This window comes from Macromonas bipunctata (assembly GCF_002837135.1).
In the GTDB taxonomy this organism is placed as follows: Bacteria; Pseudomonadota; Gammaproteobacteria; order Burkholderiales; family Burkholderiaceae_C; genus Macromonas_A; species Macromonas_A bipunctata.
The window spans coordinates 1-19,037 of the sequence record NZ_NWBQ01000036.1 but is presented as its reverse complement, the minus strand read 5'-3'; the positions used below and the strand labels follow the sequence as shown (position 1 = coordinate 19,037).

Here is a 19,037-nt window from a genome sequence, read left to right as displayed (position 1 = left end):
CGCAGCGGCTTCAGCCCACGTGCTGGGCCAAAAAGGCCAGCGTGCGCTCGCGCGCCAGCTGCGCCGCAGCGGCGTCGTAGGAGCCGCGCTGGTCGCAGTTGAAGCCGTGGTGGGCGGCGTACACGTGCACCTGCACGCCAGGGTGGCGGGCGCGGAACGCTTCCACGCTGTCGAGCGGGATCCACTGGTCCTGGTCGCCAAAGTGGGCCAGCACCGGGCAGCGCGGGGTGCGCGCGGCTTCGGCATCGCTGGTCATGCCACCGCCGTAGTAGGGCACGGCTGCGGCCAGGCCGCTCAGGGTGCAGGCGCTGCGCCACGTCAGCAGGCCGCCCCAGCAATACCCCACCACGGCCACCTTGCCGCCGCTGAGTTGCGCGGCCTGGTCAATGGCGGCTTGAATGTCGGCCATCACGCCGGGGGCGGGCAAGGCCTCCACCGCCGTCTTGAAGCCAAAGCCCGTGCCCATGTCGGCCTCGGTGTAGCCCAGTTCCACGCCCGGCTGCACGCGGTGAAAGGTGGCTGGGGCCACCGCCACGTAACCGGCGGCAGCGTAACCGTCGGCCACGGCGCGGATGTGGGAATTGACACCAAAAATTTCCTGCAACACCACCACGGCACCGCGCGGCTGGCCCGCCGGGTGCGCCACGTAGGCGGGAAACATCACACCATCAGCGGCTTGCAGATCGACAAAAGTACCCATAGAAAACGCTCCTTGGTTGCAACAGACAAACGCACAGTTTAGGGGCTTCAGGCCGCGTCGTCGCGCGCCTTGACCAGCGTCACGGGCACCGGGGCGTGCTCCAGCACCGCTTGCGACACCGAGCCCAGCCACGCCCGTTGCACCAGGCCCTTGCCGTGGCTGCCCATCACGATAGCGTCGCAGCGGTGGCGCTCGCAGGCCTCCAGCAGCAACGGCACGGGGTTGCCGGTCAGCACCTCGGCCTCGTGCGGCACCCCGGCGTGCTGCACCAGCGCCAGCGCGGGGGCCAGCATGTCCTGGCCAGCGGCGTCGGTCAGGCGTTGCAGCGCCTCGGCATCGTGCAGCGTGACCTGTTCGTAGAACGTGGCGGGTTCTTGCACGTTGACCAGCACCAGCTTGGCGTGCAAGCCCGCGTGCAGCAGGCGCAGCGCGTGGCGCACGGCGTCCAGCGCCAGGGGGGAGCCATCGATGGGGAGCAGCAGTTTCATGATTCCAGTTCCGTGACAAATTGCCAGCACCGCCACGGTGGCAGCGCCATGTCAGCATCATAGACCCGGCAAAGCACGCACAATGGCGCCCATGCCCGAGACTTCGACCGCTTCCGCACGTTCCGCCGCCGCACCACCGCCACGCCCACCGCTGGGGCTGGCGGCGCTGGGGCCATTCCGGCACCGCACCTTTGGCTGGCTGTGGGGCACGTGGCTGATGGCCAATGTGAGCATGTGGATGAACGACGTGGCGGCGGCGTGGATGATGACCTCGCTCACCACGTCGCCGGTGTGGGTGGCGCTGGTGCAGACGGCGGCCACGTTGCCGGTGTTCTTGCTGGGCCTGCCCAGTGGCGCGCTGGCCGATACGCTGGACCGCCGCCGCTATTTCCTGAGCACGCAGATCTGGATCGCGCTGGTGGCGCTGGGGCTGTGCGCCACGGTGTGGCTGGGCCACCTGTCGCCGCCGGTGCTGCTGGCGCTGGTGTTTGCCAATGGCATCGGGCTGGCCATGCGCTGGCCGGTGTTTGCCGCCATCGTGCCCGAACTGGTGCCGCGCAGCCAGTTACCCCAGGCGCTGGCGCTCAACGCGGTGTCGATGAACGCCTCGCGCATTGTGGGGCCACTGCTGGCGGGGGGGCTGATTGCCAGCGTGGGCAGTGTGGCGGTGTTTGTGCTCAATGCGGTGCTGGCGGTGGTGTCGGCGGCCATCATCTGGCGTTGGAAGCGCGTGCATGTGCAACACCCACTGGGGCGCGAGCCACTGGGCAGCGCCATGCGCGTGGGCTGGCAGTTTGTGCGCCAGTCGCCCCGGCTGCGGGTGGTGTACCTGCACATTGGGCTGTTCTTTTTTCATTCCACCGCGCTGATGGCACTGTTGCCGCTGCTGGCGCAAAACATGCAAGGTGGTGGGCCGGGCTCCTTCACGCTGCTGCTGGCCACCATGGGCAGTGGCGCGATTGTGGCGGCGCTGTTCTTGCCACGGGTGCGGCAAAACCTGTCGCGCGATGCGCTGGTGCGCGGTGGCACGCTGCTGCAATCGCTGGCGATGGCCGTGGTGGCCTGGGCGCCGCACGTCGGCTGGGCCGTGCCCGCCATGTTCGTGGCCGGGGTGGCCTGGATCACCACCGCCAACTCGTTGAGCGTGTCGGCACAGATGGCGTTGCCCGACTGGGTGCGCGCGCGCGGCATGTCGGTGTACCAGATGGCCATCATGGGCAGCAGCGCGCTGGGCGCGGCGCTGTGGGGCCAGGCGGCCGACGTGAGCAGCGTCCACCTGAGCGTGGGCGTGGCGGCGCTGTCGGGCGTGGCGTGCATGGCGCTGGCGCAGCGTTTTGTGCGCGAGCGCGACGCGGCAGGCGCTGAGGACCTGACGCCCTCCCGCGTGGCCCGCACCCCCGTGACCCGCGTACCCCCCGGCAGCGGGCGCGTGGTGGTGCAGCTGGAATACCTGATCGACCCGGCGCGCGCCACCGAATTCCGCGCCCTGATGCAAGACAGCCGCCGCAGCCGCCTGCGCCAGGGCGCGCTGGACTGGGCCTTGCTGCACGACCTGGCCCAGCCCGGGCGCTTTGTGGAGCAGATCACCGACGCCTCGTGGACCGAGCACCTGCGCCGCTTCGAGCGCCTGACCACCGGCGACCTGGCGCTGCGCGAGCGCAAGCTGGCGTTTCACCTGCCCGACACGCCCCCGGTGGTGACGCGCTACGTGCTGGAACAGCCCACCGCGCGGCACTGAACCACTCCCCCACCCACCCCCATACAGAGGAAGACACCCATGAGCACCCTCCTGGTTCCCATCGACGGCTCCACCCACGCCAACCGCGCCCTGGCGCAACTGCTGCAACAGCGCGGGCACGAGGCCGGGCTGCAGCTGCACCTGCTCAACGTGCAGACCAGCAACGACGGCCACGCCCGCGCCTGCCACAACGCCGACGAGCTCAAGCAACTCTACGAGACCGACGGCCTGGCCACCCTGGCCGAGGCGCGCGCGCTGGCCGACGCGGCGGGCGTGGCGTACCAGCACCACATCCGCATGGGCCACCCGGCGCAGGCCATCGTGCGGTTTGCGCGCGAGCTGCACGCCGACGAGATCGTCATGGGCACGCACGGCCGCACGGGGCTGATGAAGCTGGTGATGGGCTCGGTGGCGGCGGATGTGTCGCAAAAATCCAACATCCCGGTCACACTGGTGAAATGAAGCAAGCGGCGCACGCCACGCGCTTAAGGTGAATTTAAGGCGGTGGCGCTACGATCCGCGGCCCTGTTGTGCCGCGCGAGTGTTTCTGTGTCCACCTCCCCTGTTTGCCCCGCTGCCGTTTCCGCGGCCCCCCTGGCCCACCCTGCCCCCGCTGCTGCGGCAGACGGCGGTGCTGCGCCGCCGCCCGCCACGGGCTGGCACCCCACCCGCCTGCTGTGGGTGCTGTGCGCCTGGCTGGTCACGGTGGGCAACCTGCCGCTGTGGCTGGCACTGGGGCAGTTGCCCGAGTTGTCCGCTGCGCGGCTGGGGCTGCTGGTGCCACTGCTGTCGGGCATCCTGGGCACGGCGCTGGCCGCGCTGCTGGGGCTGCTGGTGTGGCCGCGCTGGCTCAAGCCGGTGGGCCTGGTGCTGCTGCTGACGGTGACGTCCAGCAGCTACTTCATGCTCAGCTACGGCGTGGTGATCGACCCGACCATGGTGGCCAACACGCTGCAGACCGACGCGCGCGAGGTGCGCGACCTGCTGTCGCTCAACATGCTGGGCGCGCTGCTGGTGGGCGTGGTGCTGCCCGGCGTGTGGTGGTGGCGCCAGCCGGTGCGCCGGGTGCCCGGGTTGCGGCTGGCGTGGCAGCAGAGCGCGCTGTCGCTGCTGGCGGTGCTGCTGAGCGCGGGGCTGTTCTGGCTGGCGTTCCAGGACCTGGCTTCGCTGATGCGCAACCACAAGCCGCTGCGCTACATGATCAACCCCTTCAACACCCTGTACGCGCTGGGCCGGGCCTCGGTGGGCCAGGCCGCCCAGGCCCAGACCCCGCTGCAACCGCTGGGGCTGGATGCGCAGGCCGCCACCGCCAGCGGCCCCGACGCCGCCCCGCTGATCGTGCTGGTGGTGGGCGAGACCGCCCGCGCCGCCAACTTCGGCCTGCAAGGCTACGAGCGCGACACCACGCCACGCCTGCGCGCGCTGCAAGCCCAGGGCGACCTGGTGTACTTCAGCAACGTCAGCTCCTGCGGCACCAACACCCAGACCTCGGTGCCGTGCATGTTCTCGCACCTGGGCCGCACCGACTTCAGTGACAACCGCGACCGCCACGAGAACGTGCTCGACGTGCTGCAACGCGCCGGGCTGGCCGTGCTGTGGCTGGACAACCAGTCCGGCTGCAAGGGCGTGTGCGAGCGCGTGCCCAACGCCAGCACCCGCAGCCTGGACGTGCCCGACTGGTGCCACGACGGCGAATGCCACGACGAAATCATGCTGCACGGCCTGAACGCACGCCTGGCCGAGCTGCCCGCCGAACGCCGCGCCAAGGGCACGGTCGTGGTGCTGCACCAGATGGGCAGCCACGGCCCGGCGTACTACCTGCGCACCCCGGCGGCGCACAAAGCCTTCACGCCCGAATGCGCCAGCAACACGCTGCAAAACTGCGACCCGGCGGCCCTGCGCAACAGCTACGACAACACCATCCGCTACACCGACCACTTCCTGGCCCAGACCGTGGCCTGGTTGCAGCAGCAACACCAGCCCGGCGCGCTGCTGTACGTGTCGGACCACGGCGAATCGCTGGGCGAGAACGGCCTGTACCTGCACGGCATGCCCTACGCCATGGCGCCCAGCGAACAGACCCACGTGCCGATGCTGACGTGGCTCTCGCCCGCGTTCCAGCAGCAGCGCGGCGTGACGGCGGACTGCTTGCGCCCGCAGGCCGGGCAGGCGCTGTCGCACGACCACCTGTTCCACTCGCTGCTGGGCCTCAGCGGCGTGCAGACCCAGGTGCGCCAGCCCGCGCTCGACATCTTTGGCGCGTGCCAGAATCGCGCCCCATGAACGCCCCCACCCTTGAACCCCGCCTGACCCGGCTGGAAGAAAAAGCCAGCTACGCCGAAGACTTGCTGGACGAACTCAACCGGCTGGTGTACCGGCAACAGCAGCAGCTCGACCAGCTCACGCGCGAGGTGGTGCAGCTGCGCCAGCAACTCGCGCAGGCCAGCGACGCCAGCACCGGCGCAGCACGCAACCTGCGCGACGAGCTGCCGCCGCACTACTGAACGCGTGCTAGCGCGGCGCAGCCGGTGTCGGCGGCTGGGGCTCGGCCTCGGGCGGCTGCAACAGCACATAGTCGCCGCCGCGCACCTCGGCAAAGAACACCCGGCGCTCGGTGTCGCCATTGGCATCGAACGTGATGGTCTGCTGCAGGCCCGCATACGGCCCGCTGCGCAGGGCGGCGGCCTTGAGGCTCTCGCCCTCGCGGCGCTGCTGCAGCGCCGTCAGCAGCACCGTGGTCGCGTCGTAGGCCGACACCGAGCTGTAGCCCGGGTTGCGCTGGAAGCGCTTGATGTAGGACTCGGTGAAGTCGCGAAAACGCGCCGAGTGGTCCTCGTGGTTGTAGTTCTGCGCAATCAGCAGGCCCTCCACCACCGCGCCGCCCAGCTCCAGCAGCTGCTCGGTCGAGGCCCATTCCGATGCCCCCATGGGCAGTTGCGGCGCTTGCTTGCGCGCCTGCTGCGCCAGCCGCGCCACGTCCAGCGCGCCCGAGATGAAGAACAGCCCGTCGGGGCGGGCCTTGAGCATGTCAGCCACCACAGTGTCAAAGCGGGTGTCGGGCTGCGAGTCGTAGGGCACCGCCGCCACCACGCGCGCGCCGCTGCGCTCCAGGTGTCGGCGGAATTCCTTGAGCCACGACTCGGTGAAGCTGCGGTTGCGCAGGTCGTACGCCACCGCCACGCGGCGTTGGCCCCGTGCGGCCACGATGCGGGCGTAGTCGCGCGCGTTGTCGCGCGTGGTGCGGTTGATGCGGAACAGGTGGTCGTCCTGGCCGTGGAACGCCAGCGAGGTGATGGTGGGGCTGATCTGGAAGATGGCGGCCCGGTTGAAGACCGGCACCGTGACCTCGGCCATGCTGCTGGTGAAGGGGCCGATGACGGCCTCCACCCCGGCCTGCACCAGGGCCTGCGCGGCGCGCGCGGCGGTGGCCGGGTTTTGCGCGTCGTCGTGCGAAATCAGTTGCACCATGCGGCCACCCAGGCCGCCATTGCGGTTAAATTGCTCCACCGCCAGAATAACGCCATTCTGGCCCGCCTGGCCGTTGTCGGCGTTGCGGTCGGTCAGCCCCCCCCACAAACCCGATCAGAACGGATGGCTGGGGCCCGCAGGCCGACAGCAGCCCACCCAGCACCACCAGCGCGCCCGCCAGGCACCACCGACGCACCCACACCATGCCACCCCAAGAAACGCCCATCTGCATCACCGCTCACTCCACACCGCAGGCCACGGCACCGCAACAACGGGCGCCAACGCCGGGCCACCGCCTGTGAACATGGCCACGGCGCTATTGTCCCGCTTCCAGGTGCGGCTGGGGGGTGGCGCACACGCTGGGCCACGTCGCTGCGCTGGCGCTGGGGGCTGGTGAGCCTGACGCCGCTGCTGCTGGCACTGCCGGTGCTGGTGCTGCTGCTGGCATGGGTGGGCGGGCACGGTGCGCAGCAGCTGGTGCAGACCCAGCTGCACGGCGGCCTGGCCAGCACGCGCAACTACCTGGACGTGGTGCAAAGCGAGACCCGGCTGCGCGTGAGCGAGCTGGTCAAGTCCGAGCGCCTCAACCAGCTGGTGCTGGCGCAGGCGCCGCGCGCCGAGCTCGACCAGGCGCTGCGCGCGGTGGCGCGCGGCAGCGGGCTGGACTACGTGCTGGTCTTGCACGCCGATGGCCGGGTGCTGGGCTCCAGCAGCGGCGTGGCCGAAGGCCAGCGCGTGCCCAACTCCTACGTCATGCGCCAGGCGCGGGTGGGCGTGAGCGCATCGGCCTACGAGCGGGTGGAGCACCACGAGCTGGCGGCCTACGCGCCCCAGCTGCTGCACCGCGCGCGGGTCGAGCCCACGCCCGGCGCTCCGGGCCACCGCACCACGCCGGGCCTGCTCATCAACGCCGGGGCGCACTTTCCGCTGGCCATCAACCTGCCAGACGTGGTGCTGATGGGCGGGCTGCTGCTCAACGGCAACACGGCGCTGATCGAGCACATGCGCGAGGTCGTGTTCCCCGTGGGCACGCTGCTGGACGGCACCGAGGGCCTGAGCACGCTGTACCTGGACGACGTGCGCATCAACGCCAGCCGCCAGAAGCTGCAAGGCCAGCGCCGCCTGGGCCAGATCGCCCCGCCCGAGGTGCTGGCCACCACCACCACGCCAGGCGCGCTGTGGCTGGGGCGCCAGACGCACGACAACGGCACCTACCTGATGGGCTACGCCGCACTGTTCGACGGCGACGGCCAGCGCATCGGGCTGGTGGGGGCGGGATTTCCGCTGGCGCCCTACCAGCGCCTGATGGCCGGGCTGCTGGCCAGCCTGGGCGCGCTCATGGGGCTGACGCTGCTGGGCGTGGCGCTGCTGTTCTGGCGCACCGGGCGCGACGTGGTGCAGCGCGTGGCACGCATCGACCAGGCGGTACTGGCCGCCCGGCAAGGCCAGCGCGACCACCGCCTAGGCAACGGTGACAACGGCCCCGGCGAGGCTGGCCACGGCGCGCGCCACGACGACATCGACCAACTGGCACGGCACTTCGACCAGCTGCTCGACACCCTGCAGCACGAAGCCGCGCAGCAGTACCAGACGCAACAGGCGCTGGCCGACGAGGCCTCGCTGTGGCACACCCTGTTCGAGCACGAACGCGACGGCGTGGTCATCCTCAACCCCGACGGCAGCGTATTCGACGCCAACCCCAAGGCCGCCGCGATGCTGGGCTGCACGCCAGGGCAGCTGCGCGCGCTGCACGTCACCGACTGGGACGCCCGCATGAGCCCCGTGACCCTGCTGGGCCTGCTGCACACGGTGGGGCCCGAGGGGCACTTCTTCGAGACCACGCACCGCCGCCGCGATGGCAGCTTGTACGAGGCCGAAGTCTCCATCAGCCGCGTGGTGTGGGGCCCGCGCACCTTTGTGCTGACGCTGGTGCGCGACATCACCGAACGCAAGACCGCACAGGCCGAGCTGGCCGGGCGCACCCAGGCCCTGCGCCGCAGCGAGGCCCGTGCGCGCGCCTTCCTGCACACCGCGCTGGATGCGGTGCTGGTGATCGACGCCCAGTACGGCGTGCTGGAATTCAACCCGGCCGCCGAACAGCTGTTTGGCTGGCGCAGCGCCGACATCCACGGCCAGCCACTGCAGGAGCTGCTGGCGCCACCGCCGCACGCGCCACAGCGCGGCGTGGCACCGCTGCGCCACGGCCACCAGGAAAGCTGGGGCAAGGCGCGCAACGGGCGGGTGTTTCCGCTGGAGCTGTCGGTGGGCAGCCTGGACGACGCCTACCAGCCGCTGCGCGTGGTGATTGCGCGCGACTTGAGTGAACGCAAGCTGGCCGAGGCCGCCCTGCAGCGCATGGCCCACATCGACGAGCTGACCCAGATGCTCAACCGGCGCGGCTGGATGGAGCACCTGCAGCCGCTGCTGGCGCACGCGCGGCGCTACCAGCACCCGATTGCGCTGCTGAGCATCGACGCCGACCACTTCAAGCGCCTCAACGACACCTACGGCCACCCGGGGGGCGACGCCATCCTGCGCGCGCTGGCGCACACCCTGCAGGCCAACCTGCGCGAGGTGGACGTGCTGGGCCGCATGGGCGGCGAGGAATTTGCCATCGCACTGCCCGAGACCAGCATCGAAGGCGCGCAGACGGTGGCACAGCGCCTGCTGCACGCCATCCGGCACAGCACCGTGCAGTACGAGGACCACGAGATCCGCTTCACCGTCAGCATCGGGGCCAGCGTGCTGCAGGTGGGCGAGCTTGACAGCCTGCCACAGGCGCTCAAGCGCGCCGACGCCGCCCTGTACCAGGCCAAGCGCCAGGGCCGCGACCAGCTGTGCCTGGCCTGAGCGCCTGCACACCACCGGCCACGGCCCGGCGCGCGGCTTACTCCACCGTCACGCTCTTGGCCAGGTTGCGCGGCTTGTCCACGTCGGTGCCCTTGGCCAGCGCGGTGTGGTAGGCCAACAACTGCAACGGCACCACGTGCAGGATGGGGCTGAGGGTGCCGTAGTGCTCCGGCAGGCGGATCACATGGATGCCTTCGCTGGCGCTGATGTGGCTGTCGGCATCGGCCAGCACGTACAGCACGCCACCGCGCGCACGCACTTCCTGCATGTTGCTCTTGAGCTTTTCCAGCAACGCATCGTTGGGGGCCACCACCACCACCGGCATCGCACTCGTCACCAGGGCCAGCGGGCCGTGCTTGAGCTCGCCCGCCGGGTAGGCTTCGGCGTGGATGTAGCTGATTTCCTTGAGCTTGAGCGCACCTTCCAGCGCAATCGGGTAGTGCAAGCCACGGCCCAGGAACAAGGCGTTGTCCTTTTGCGCAAACTGTTCGGCCCACTGGATGAGCTGGGGCTCCAACGCCAGCACCGCTTGCAGGGCCACCGGCAGGTGGCGCATGGCCTTGAGATGGCGGGCTTCGTCGTCGGCGCTCAAGCGACCCTTGGCTTGCGCCAGCGCCAGCGTCAGCAGGAACAGCCCCGCCAACTGCGTGGTGAACGCCTTGGTGCTGGCCACGCCAATTTCCACCCCAGCGCGGGTGATGTAGGCCAGCGCACACTCGCGCACCATCGCGCTGGTGGCCACGTTGCAGATGGTCAGGGTGTGCTGCATACCCAGACTTTGCGCGTGGCGCAACGCGGCCAGCGTGTCGGCGGTTTCACCGCTTTGGCTGATGGTGACCACCAGCGTCTTGGGGTTGGGCACGCTGGTGCGGTAGCGGTATTCGCTGGCCACTTCCACTTGGGTCGGAATGCCCGCGATTTCTTCCAACCAATACTTGGCTGTGCAACCGCTGTAGTAACTGGTGCCGCAGGCCAGAATCAGCACGTTGTCGATCTCTTTGAACACGCGCCAAGCGGCGGCAGGCTGCTCGCCCTGACCATCGAACAGCTCCGGGGCAATGCCTTCAATGCCTTCCAGCGTGTCGCCAAAGGCGCGCGGCTGCTCAAAAATCTCTTTTTGCATGTAGTGGCGGTAGGGCCCCAATTCGGCCGCGCCGCTGTGGGCCTGCACGGTCTTGACCGGGCGCTGCGCCGGGGTCAAGGTCTGGCCATTGGTGTCCTCGATCCAGTAGCGGCCCAGTTGCACGTCCACCACATCGCCTTCGGCCAAGTAAACAATCTGATCCGTCACGCCCGCCAAGGCCATCGCGTCGCTGGCCAAAAAGTGTTCACCGCCGCCCTCGCCCACCCCCATGATCAACGGGGAGCCCTGGCGCGCCCCCACCATGCGTTGCGGTTCATCCTTGTGGAACACGGCAATCGCGTACGCACCGTGCAGGCGGCTGCGCGCGGTGCGCACGGCCTGGAAGATGTCGCCGTCGTACAGCGCGTCCACCAAATGCGCAATCACTTCGGTGTCGGTTTGGCTATCGAACACGTAACCCTTGGCCTGTAATTCGGCGCGCAGTTCGTCGTGGTTCTCGATGATGCCGTTGTGTACCAGCGCCACCCGGGCCGGGCGGCTGGCCGCATCCGCCCCTGGGCCGTGGCTGAAGTGCGGGTGCGCGTTGTGGACCGCCGGTGCGCCGTGCGTGGCCCAGCGCGTGTGGGCAATGCCGGTACCGGCGGCCAGCTGGTCTTGCGTCACCTGGGTTTGCAGCTCGGCCACGCGCGCGGTGCTGCGGGCACGCTGCAAACCGACCCCCGCTGGTGCCACGGCACCGCCGACCACCGCCGCCCGGTGGATGGCCACCCCGCACGAGTCGTAACCCCGGTATTCCAGCCGCTGCAACCCCTGCACCAGCACCGGCACAATATTGCGCGAAGACACCGCGCCCACAATTCCGCACATACGCCCACTCCTTGAATGATGAATGGGCATGATGCTAGGCCGCCGCTGCTGCAACAGGCCATCTTTTTAAGACAATTTTCGGCAGAAAATTGCACTACGTACCAAGTTCGGTGGTTTCTTGCATACACTGGCAGCTTATGCAAGAAACCTTCTCTCTGGACGCCATTGACCTGCGGCTGCTGGCCCAGTTGCAGCACGATGCCAGCCTGTCCAACCAACGGCTGGCCGAGGTGGTGGGGGTGTCGCCCGCCACCAGCCTGCGCCGGGTGCAGCGGCTCAAGGCGGCGGGCCTCATCGAGCGCGAGGTGGCGCTGCTGCAACCCGACGCACTGGCCGCCACCCTGGGGCATGGCCTGACGGCGCTGGTTGAAATCAGCCTAGACCGCCAAGGCCAAGAACACTTGGACGCATTTGAGGCGCTGGCGGTGGCCGAAGCGGCGGTGCAACAGTGCTACCGCGTCAGCCCGGGGCCGGACTTTGTGCTGGTACTGGCGGTGCGCGACATGCCCGCTTACCAAGCGGTGGCGCAACGCCTGTTCACGCAACACGCCAACGTGCGCCATGTGCGGGCGTTTTTCAGCGTCAAGCGTGCCAAGTTTGCCCCGGCGCTGCCGTTGCCGCTATAGTTGCCAGCGGCCCGTTGCCACCGCCGCGCCGTGGCGTTTTTCAAGGATGTGACCCCATGCGCTTGTTGCCCCGCTTCACCTTCAGCCTGCTCCTGCTGGCCGGTCTGGCCACCACCAGCCACGCGCAAGAACTGGTCAGCGTCAAGACGCAGGGGGCCAACCTGCGCCAAACCGCTGGTACACAGGCCGAAGTGCAATGGCAACTCGCGCGCGGCTACCCATTGCAGGTACTGCAACGCGAGGGTGGCTGGCTCAAGGTGCAGGACTTTGAAGGCGACCAAGGTTGGGTGGCGGCTGCCGTCACGCAACCGGCCCCGCACCACGTGGTGCGGGTGCGTTCGGCCAACCTGCGCCAAGGGCCAGGCACCGAATTCCCGGTGGTGGGCTACGCCGTCTATGGTCAAGTGCTGGCCACCGAACACCGGGGCGAAGCCTGGGTGCGCGTGCGCAGCCGCGACGGTCAGTCCGCTTGGGTAGCGCGCGATCTGCTGTGGGGCTGGTGAACCAGCGCGTTCAAGCCTTTTTCGGCGCTTTTTGTGGCCGCGCCCAATTCGGCACCGACAACTGCTTGCCCCGCGCCACGCTCAACGCGCCAGCGGGCGTGTCTTTGGTGATGGTGGAGCCACCGCCCACCGTGCCACCCGCACCAATCGTGACTGGAGCCACCAGCACACAATTGCTGCCGATGTGGACATCGGCTTCAATCACCGTGCGGTGCTTGTTGGCACCGTCGTAATTGGCGGTAATGCTGCCCGCGCCGTAGTTCACGCGCTCGCCCACCGTGGCATCGCCCAGATACGCCAAGTGGTTGGCCTTGGCCCCGGCGGCCAGCGTGGAATTCTTGACCTCCACAAAGTTGCCAATGTGGACATCGGCCCCCAGCTCTGCACCGGGGCGCAGCCGTGCAAATGGGCCAATCAACGCGCCCTCGCCGACCGTCACGCCCAGCTTTTCGCCATCGATGTGGGTGAAGGGGTGGATCACCGCCCCAGCGGCAATCTGGGCGTTGGCCACCACGCAATGGGCACCGATGCGCACACCATCGCCCAGCGACACCGCGCCCTCAAACACGCAGTTGATGTCGATTTCCACGTCCTGCCCACAGGTGAGCGCGCCACGCACGTCCAGCCGGGCCGGGTCGGCCAAGCGCACGCCCTGCTCCAGCAACGCCTCGGCCACGCGGCGCTGGTGCGCGCGCTCCAGCTCGGCCAATTGCGCCGGGCTGTTGATGCCCGCCACTTGCAACGCATCGTGGATGCGGTGCGCCAGCACGGGCAGGCCATCAGCCACGGCAAACTTCACGATGTCGGTCAGGTAGTACTCGCCCTGGGCGTTCTGGTTGTCCAACCGTGCCAGCCAGCCGCGCAGCAAGCGCGTGGGCACAGCCATGATGCCGCTGTAAATCTCGGCGATGCGGCGCTGTTCCTCGCTGGCATCCTTGTGCTCAACGATGGCCTGCACCACCTCACCCGGCCCGCGCACAATGCGGCCATAACCGGTGGGGTCGGGCAAGTCCAGCGTCAACAAGGCCAGGTGTTGGCCATCGCACACTTGCAACAAGGCGTGCAGGGTGTCGGCCTGGGTCAGCGGCACATCCCCCGAAAGCACCAAGGTCACGCCATCATCGTCCAACACCGGCACCGCCTGCTGCACCGCGTGGCCCGTGCCCAACTGCGGCATCTGGCGCACAAACTGCAACGGCAATGCGCCCATGGCCAACGGGGCCAAGGCCGCCTCCACCTGCTCGGCCTGGTGCCCGGTGATGACCACCGCACGGCGCGCCTGCAAGCGGGTGGCGCAGTCGATCACGTGGTTCACCAAGGGCTTGCCCGCCAGCCGGTGCAGCACCTTGGGCCGCAAACTCTTCATGCGCGTGCCCTTGCCCGCCGCCATAATCACCACATCCACCTGCGTCGCCATGCCATCTCCTTGAAACGCGCCTGAAAATGGCGCTATGCGCGGATTATCCTGACCTTCAGCCCCACTGCCATGAGCCTGTTCAGCCAAATTTCGCCCCAGCCCGCCACGCCAGCACCCGGCCCCACCCAAATGCACGTGATCGACTACCGCATCCACGGCGACGACATGCAACTGGTGGAGCTGGAACTCGACCCCGGCGAATCCGCCATCGGCGAGGCCGNNCGAGATGGACACCTTGTTTGGCGACGGCTCGCACCGGGAAAGCGGCTTTCTGGGCAAGCTCATGGGCGCAGGCAAGCGCCTCATCACCGGCGAATCGCTGTTCACCACCGTGTACCGCAACCAAGCCAATGGCAAGCGCAAGGTCGGTTTTGCTGCGCCCTACCCCGGCAAAATCTTGCCCATGCGGTTGGACCAACTGGGTGGCACCCTCATTTGCCAAAAAGACGCATTCCTGTGCGCCGCCCAGGGCGTGAGCATCGGCATCCACTTCCAGCGCAAACTGGGCGTGGGCTTCTTTGGGGGCGAGGGTTTCATCATGCAACGGTTGCAAGGCGACGGGCTGGCGTTTGTCCACGCGGGGGGCACCGTCATCCAGCGCCAACTGCAAGCGGGCGAAACCCTGCGGCTGGACACCGGCTGCTTGGTGGCACACACGCCCAGCGTGGCGTTCGACATCGAATACGTGGGCAAGATCAAAACCGCACTGTTTGGCGGCGAAGGGCTGTTTCTGGCCCGCCTGAGCGGCCCCGGCACCGTGTGGATGCAAAGCCTGCCGTTCTCGCGGTTGGCCTCGCGCGTGTTTGCGGCCGCACCCCAGCGGGGCAGCGGCGGACGCGAAGAAGGCTCTTTGTTAACCGGCCTGGGGTTGGGCGCTGGCGCTGGATTGCTCGGCGGCAGCTTGCTGGGTGGCGACGACAGCGACTAAACCGCCACCGGCAACACCGCCCCTCGGCGTTGCAACGACACGATGGACAGGCCCGTGGGCGCGCGCACCGCATCGGCCAACGTGTACTGGTTCAGGCGTTCAAAAAACGCCTGCAACGCATCGTCCAAGGCGCTTTTGAGTTGGCAATTGCGCGCCAACACGCACGGCGGCGCGCCGCAGTCGATCAACGACGGGTTGTCTTCGAGCGCACGCACCACGTCCCCCAAATGGTACTGGTCGGCGGGCCGGGCCAGCGCCATGCCACCCCCCTTGCCCCGGGTCGTGGCCACCAACCCCAACTGTGCCAGCCGGTGTACCACCTTCACCAAATGGTTGCGCGACACCGCCAGCCGCTCCGCCAGTTCGGTGATGGTGGCACGCGCGGTATCGCGTTCCCCCATGCTCAGGTACATGAGGACACGCAAGCCTAAATCGGTGAAACGGGTAATTTGCATCCGGCCACTTTAGGCCTGCACACCGCCCGTGTCAAACACCTCGGTGTGGATACGCGCTGCTGGCACCCCCAGCTGTTGCAACGCACGCAACTGCACCTGCAAGAACCCCACGGGGCCACACAGGTAGAAGTCTGCGTCGCTGCCTTGCGGCCACAGGGTGGCCGCGTCCAACGTGCCCACTTGTGCCGGTGCGCTGACCGGGCCTTGGTCGTGGAACAGGTGCCACCGCACTTGCGGGTGCTGCGCCACCACTTGCGTCAGGTGTGGCCCAAACGCCAGCACATCGGCGTTGCGGCAAGCGTGGACGAACTGCACCGGGCGCTGCGGTACGGTTTGCACCAGACGGTTGAGCATCGCCACCATCGGCGTAATGCCCACCCCGCCGCTGAGCAGCACCACCGGCGTGTCCTGCGTCTCGTCCAAGTAGAACTCCCCAAAAGGTGGGGCCACATCCAGCAAATCGCCCACGTGGTAAGCGTCGTGCAAACGGTTGGACACACGGCCCGGCGGCGTGGTGGCGGTGCCCGCCTCACGCTTGACCGAGATGCGCAAACACGGCTGCCCCGGCGCGTCGGACAAGGTGTACTGGCGCGGCTGCATCACGCCCAGCTCCGGCACAAACACGCGCACACAGGTGTACTGCCCAGCGCGGTATTGCGGCAACGGGCCACCATCGCAAGCCTCCAGGTAGAACGAGGTGATCTCGGCGCTCTCGGCCTCCTTGCGCGCAATGCGGAAGGTGCGCCAGCCGCTCCAGCCACCGTCCTGGTTGCAAGCGGCATCGTAGAGCTGGGTTTCGGCCTCGATGAAGATGTCGGCCAGCGCGCCATAGGCCACACCCCAGGCGTTGACCAGCTCGTCGCTGGCCGCGTCGCCCAGCACTTCGCGAATCGAAGCCAGCAAGTGCTTGCCCACAATCGGGTAATGCTCGGCACGGATGCCCAGGCTGGCGTGCTTGTTGGCAATCAGCGCCACCACCGGGGCCAGCACCGCCGGGTTGTCGATGTTCTCGGCGTACGCCAGCACCGACAGCGCCAGTGCCGTGGGCTGCTTGCCGGTCTCGTTGTGCGAGCGGTTGAAGATCTGTTGCAGTTCCGGGTTATGGCGGAACATGCGCTGGTAGAAATGGGTGGTGAGCGCCACCCCGTGCTCTTTCAGCACAGGGATGGTGGCCTTGACCAGTTCACGTACGCGGGCATCCAACATGGTGTTGTCCTTTTTAGATGTATAAAAAATACATCTTTTAAAAACCAAAAAAATCCGCACCACACGGCACGGACGCATAAAGATGTACCGATATTACATCTTTTTGAATCCGTTGCCCAGTGGTGCGGGCCCGTCAGTAGGAAGTGGCTGCACGCGCCGCCTGGTCATAACGACCGGACAGGGTGCGCAGCAACTTCGCAAAGTCGCCCAACTGGCGGTTTTCATCGGCCGCACCGGAGAAGCCCGGCATCAGGCAAGCCTCGCGCACCTCGCGGTAGCGCATGCACAGGGCGGCGCCCGCCTCGGTGGTGGAAAAGAACACTTCCTTGCCCTTCTTCTGGCTGCGCACATAGCCGGCCGCCATCAGCTTCTTGAGCGAGTAGGACACCACATGGGTGTCCTCGATGTTGAGCACGAAGCAGATGTCGGCCAGGCGCTTCTCCATGGCCCGGTGGTTGGTGTGATGCAGCACCAGCACATCCACCGCCGCCATGTCCTTGACGCCGGCCGCGCCCATGCAGCGGGTCAGCCAACGGTTGAAGGCATGGGTGGCAATGATGAGTCCGAACTCGAACTCCGAGAGCTCAGGCGATTTTTCCGACACCAGATGGGCCGACGTGACAATGCGCTGCGAGTCATGGACAGGGGTGCTGGCGGAGGCACCAGCGGTGGGAAGGTCGGACATACAGAAATTGGCTCCGTGAACAAGGGGAAACAGGAATACCGTTCCATGTTAACAACACCACCCAATTACGGGTAAACCTTGATGACAAAACATCAATACTTTATTAAGATCTTGCCATCGATATGCTTTCAGAAACGCTGGCTGGCAGCCGCCGGCCGGCATCCTCACCCTCAACGGAGTACACCATGGTCAATGTGAAACAGTGGGCCAGCGCAGGCCTGGCGGCCGCCACCTTGTCGTTCGGCGGCCAGGTGCTGGCGCAGCAGAAGTGGGACATGCCGACCGGCTACCCGGCGTCGAACTTCCACACCGAGAACATCCAGCAGTTCGCCAAGGAAGTCGGTGCGGCCACCGGCGGCAAGCTCAAGATCACGGTGCACGACGGCGGCTCGCTGTTCAAGGCCAACGAGATCAAGCGCGCCGTGCAGGGTGGCCAGGCCCAGATCGGCGAGATCATCATCTCGGGCTACTCGAACGAAAACGCCATGTTCGGCGTCGACTCGATCCCCTTCCTGGCCACCAGCTACGCCGACGCGCAAAAGCTCTGGAAGGTCTCGCGCGCTGCCACCGAGGCCGCGCTGGCCAAGCAGGGCATCAAGGTGCTGTACTCGGTGGCCTGGCCGCCACAGGGCATCTTCAGCGCCAAGCCGATCCAGTCGGTGGCCGACCTCAAGGGCGCCAAGTGGCGCGCCTACAACCCCAACACCAGCCGCATCGCGCAGCTGGTCGGCGCGCAGCCGGTCACGGTGCAAGCCGCCGAGCTGACCCAGGCGCTGGCCACGGGCGCCGTCACCACCTTCATGTCGTCGAGCGCCACCGGCTACGACGGCAAGGTGTGGGAGCAGGTCAAGTACTACTACGACGTCAGCGCCTGGCTGCCGAAGAACCTGGTGATCGTGTCGAAGAAGGCCTTCGACAGCCTGGACCAGCCGACCCAGACCGCCATCACCAAGGCCGCTGCCGAGGCCGAGACACGCGGCTGGAAGATCAGCGCCGAGAAGAACAGCTGGTACCTGGATCAGCTGCGCAAGAACGGCATGACGATCGACGCTGGCAGCCCGGCCCTGCGTGCCGAGCTCAAGAAGATCGGCGACACCATGGTGGCCGACTGGGCCAAGCAGACCGGCGCCGAGGGCCAAGCCATCGTTGACGCCTTCCGCAAGTAAGCACCTGCGGAGCGCCAGCCGACACCCCCTCCCGCGAGGGGGTTTTTCAATCCACTTTCGCAAAGGCAGGCCATGCGCCCACTGCTCGATCGATTCTTCAACATCGCAGGCTACCTGGCCGGCTTCTTCATGGTCGGCACCCTGCTGGCGGTGCTGGCCAGCATCCTGGGCCGGCTGCACCCGCTGTTCGAGCTGCCGGGCGCCGACGCCTACGCCGGCTACTGCATGGCCTGCTCGGCCTTCCTGGCGCTGGCGCCGACCTTGCGCCGCGGCGAACATATCCGCGTCACGCTGCTGCTCAACCGGCTGCCGGCTGGCGGCCAGCGCGGGCTCGACATCCTGTGCCACCTGGTGGCGATCGGGCTGTCCGGCGCGCTGGCTTGGTTCTCGGTCCGGCTGGTGCAGCAGTCGCGCGAGTTCCACGACGTCTCCAGCGGTCTGGACGCCACGCCGCTGTGGATCCCGCAGCTGGGCATGGCAATCGGCACCACGCTGTTCGCGCTCGCCTTCCTGGGCGACCTGATCCTGCTGCTGCGCGGCGAGCCGCTGCGCGACCTCTCGGCCGGTGACGAGCCGTCACGCATCGAATAAGGACTAGCCCGGATATTTCACCGTAGTCCGTAGAAACGAGGACGGCATTGCCCTTGAAATGCCCGAACATCGAGGTATCGAATCTGGATGAGAGGACGGGCAATGCCGAAACCAAACTGTACACCGCAAACAACTGCCGATGAGGTTGGCGTGATTGATTTTGGCCGACTGGGCCGACGCAAGATCGAGGGCCGCTTCGATGGCGGCAGCATGACCAGCGACGCCGGGGTGATGCTGCTGGCCGAAGTGGACCGCAGGCTGGGCT

17 protein-coding genes and 2 pseudogenes are annotated in these 19,037 nt (G+C 67.5%); 11 read left to right on the top strand and 8 right to left on the bottom strand.

From position 1 onward, the window contains the following. Positions 1–10: 10 nt before the first annotated feature. Together CON76_RS05640 and CON76_RS05635 are read right to left on the bottom strand one after the other, a co-directional pair. Positions 11–700, bottom strand: a complete 690-nt coding sequence (locus tag CON76_RS05640; RefSeq protein ID WP_101102401.1) for a dienelactone hydrolase family protein — start codon at positions 698–700, stop codon at positions 11–13. A 47-nt stretch (positions 701–747) separates the two neighbouring features. Beyond that, positions 748–1,188 carry a universal stress protein gene (locus CON76_RS05635; protein WP_101102400.1) on the bottom strand — a complete coding sequence of 147 codons (441 nt, stop codon included), beginning with the start codon at positions 1,186–1,188 and terminating at the stop codon, positions 748–750. 82 nt (positions 1,189–1,270) lie between these two features. Between CON76_RS05635 and CON76_RS05630 the strand changes: the two genes are divergently transcribed. From CON76_RS05630 to CON76_RS05615, 4 genes are all read left to right on the top strand, one after another. Beyond that, positions 1,271–2,926, top strand: a complete 1,656-nt coding sequence (locus CON76_RS05630) for an MFS transporter (RefSeq protein ID WP_101102399.1) — start codon at positions 1,271–1,273, stop codon at positions 2,924–2,926. Positions 2,927–2,965: 39 nt separating this feature from the next. Next, positions 2,966–3,388 (top strand): universal stress protein, encoded by a 423-nt coding sequence (locus CON76_RS05625; protein ID WP_101102398.1) that lies wholly within the window; start codon positions 2,966–2,968, stop codon positions 3,386–3,388. 87 nt (positions 3,389–3,475) lie between these two features. Further along, on the top strand, positions 3,476–5,209 hold the full coding sequence (locus CON76_RS05620) for a phosphoethanolamine transferase (RefSeq protein WP_240592778.1): 1,734 nt from the start codon (positions 3,476–3,478) through the stop codon (positions 5,207–5,209). Beyond that, a complete protein-coding gene (locus CON76_RS05615; RefSeq protein ID WP_101102397.1) occupies positions 5,206–5,430 on the top strand; it encodes a SlyX family protein in 225 nt (74 codons plus the stop codon). Before CON76_RS05620 ends, CON76_RS05615 begins: the two co-directional genes overlap by 4 nt. Before the next feature lie 7 nt (positions 5,431–5,437). On the opposite strand, the gene CON76_RS05610 is transcribed toward CON76_RS05615, so the two are convergent. Continuing rightward, positions 5,438–6,502: an ABC transporter substrate-binding protein gene (locus CON76_RS05610; RefSeq protein WP_205758187.1), complete on the bottom strand. Its 1,065-nt coding sequence runs from the start codon at positions 6,500–6,502 to the stop codon at positions 5,438–5,440. A gap of 285 nt (positions 6,503–6,787) precedes the next feature. Between CON76_RS05610 and CON76_RS05605 the strand changes: the two genes are divergently transcribed. Further along, entirely contained in the window at positions 6,788–9,244 is a 2,457-nt protein-coding gene (locus CON76_RS05605; protein ID WP_101102396.1) for a diguanylate cyclase, read from the top strand. Positions 9,245–9,281: 37 nt separating this feature from the next. Here the strand turns inward: CON76_RS05605 and glmS are convergent, their stop codons facing one another. After that, positions 9,282–11,195, bottom strand: coding sequence for a glutamine--fructose-6-phosphate transaminase (isomerizing) (gene glmS / locus CON76_RS05600; protein ID WP_101102395.1), 1,914 nt, complete (start codon positions 11,193–11,195; stop codon positions 9,282–9,284). A 137-nt stretch (positions 11,196–11,332) separates the two neighbouring features. Between glmS and CON76_RS05595 the strand changes: the two genes are divergently transcribed. Together CON76_RS05595 and CON76_RS05590 are read left to right on the top strand one after the other, a co-directional pair. Beyond that, the gene (locus CON76_RS05595; protein ID WP_101102394.1) at positions 11,333–11,821 is read left to right on the top strand and encodes an Lrp/AsnC family transcriptional regulator; all 489 of its coding nucleotides are present in this window, start codon (positions 11,333–11,335) and stop codon (positions 11,819–11,821) included. A 56-nt stretch (positions 11,822–11,877) separates the two neighbouring features. Beyond that, positions 11,878–12,324, top strand: coding sequence for an SH3 domain-containing protein (locus tag CON76_RS05590; RefSeq protein ID WP_101102393.1), 447 nt, complete (start codon positions 11,878–11,880; stop codon positions 12,322–12,324). Between the two features lie 10 nt (positions 12,325–12,334). Here CON76_RS05590 and glmU read toward each other — a convergent pair whose 3' ends face one another. Beyond that, positions 12,335–13,741 (bottom strand): bifunctional UDP-N-acetylglucosamine diphosphorylase/glucosamine-1-phosphate N-acetyltransferase GlmU, encoded by a 1,407-nt coding sequence (gene glmU / locus CON76_RS05585; RefSeq protein ID WP_101102392.1) that lies wholly within the window; start codon positions 13,739–13,741, stop codon positions 12,335–12,337. 129 nt (positions 13,742–13,870) lie between these two features. Between glmU and CON76_RS05580 the strand changes: the two are divergent. Further along, positions 13,871–14,669: pseudogene (locus tag CON76_RS05580) on the top strand (AIM24 family protein). Here the strand turns inward: CON76_RS05580 and CON76_RS05575 are convergent. The 3 genes from CON76_RS05575 to CON76_RS05565 all read right to left on the bottom strand — a co-directional run bounded on the left by CON76_RS05575 (position 14,666) and on the right by CON76_RS05565 (position 17,015). Beyond that, positions 14,666–15,124, bottom strand: coding sequence for an Rrf2 family transcriptional regulator (locus CON76_RS05575; protein ID WP_101102391.1), 459 nt, complete (start codon positions 15,122–15,124; stop codon positions 14,666–14,668). The pseudogene CON76_RS05580 and the gene CON76_RS05575 overlap by 4 nt on opposite strands. A 9-nt stretch (positions 15,125–15,133) precedes the next feature. Then, positions 15,134–16,330, bottom strand: a complete 1,197-nt coding sequence (gene hmpA / locus CON76_RS05570) for an NO-inducible flavohemoprotein (RefSeq protein WP_169928994.1) — start codon at positions 16,328–16,330, stop codon at positions 15,134–15,136. A 133-nt stretch (positions 16,331–16,463) separates the two neighbouring features. Next, the gene (locus CON76_RS05565; protein WP_101102390.1) at positions 16,464–17,015 is read right to left on the bottom strand and encodes a winged helix DNA-binding protein; all 552 of its coding nucleotides are present in this window, start codon (positions 17,013–17,015) and stop codon (positions 16,464–16,466) included. Between the two features lie 185 nt (positions 17,016–17,200). Between CON76_RS05565 and CON76_RS05560 the strand changes: the two genes are divergently transcribed. The 3 genes and pseudogenes from CON76_RS05560 to CON76_RS05550 form a co-directional block, all read left to right on the top strand. Further along, a complete protein-coding gene (locus tag CON76_RS05560; protein ID WP_101102389.1) occupies positions 17,201–18,181 on the top strand; it encodes a TRAP transporter substrate-binding protein in 981 nt (326 codons plus the stop codon). Between the two features lie 72 nt (positions 18,182–18,253). After that, positions 18,254–18,772, top strand: coding sequence for a TRAP transporter small permease (locus tag CON76_RS05555; protein WP_101102388.1), 519 nt, complete (start codon positions 18,254–18,256; stop codon positions 18,770–18,772). Between the two features lie 102 nt (positions 18,773–18,874). Next, a pseudogene (locus CON76_RS05550) lies at positions 18,875–19,037 on the top strand (IS1380 family transposase); the annotation flags it as partial.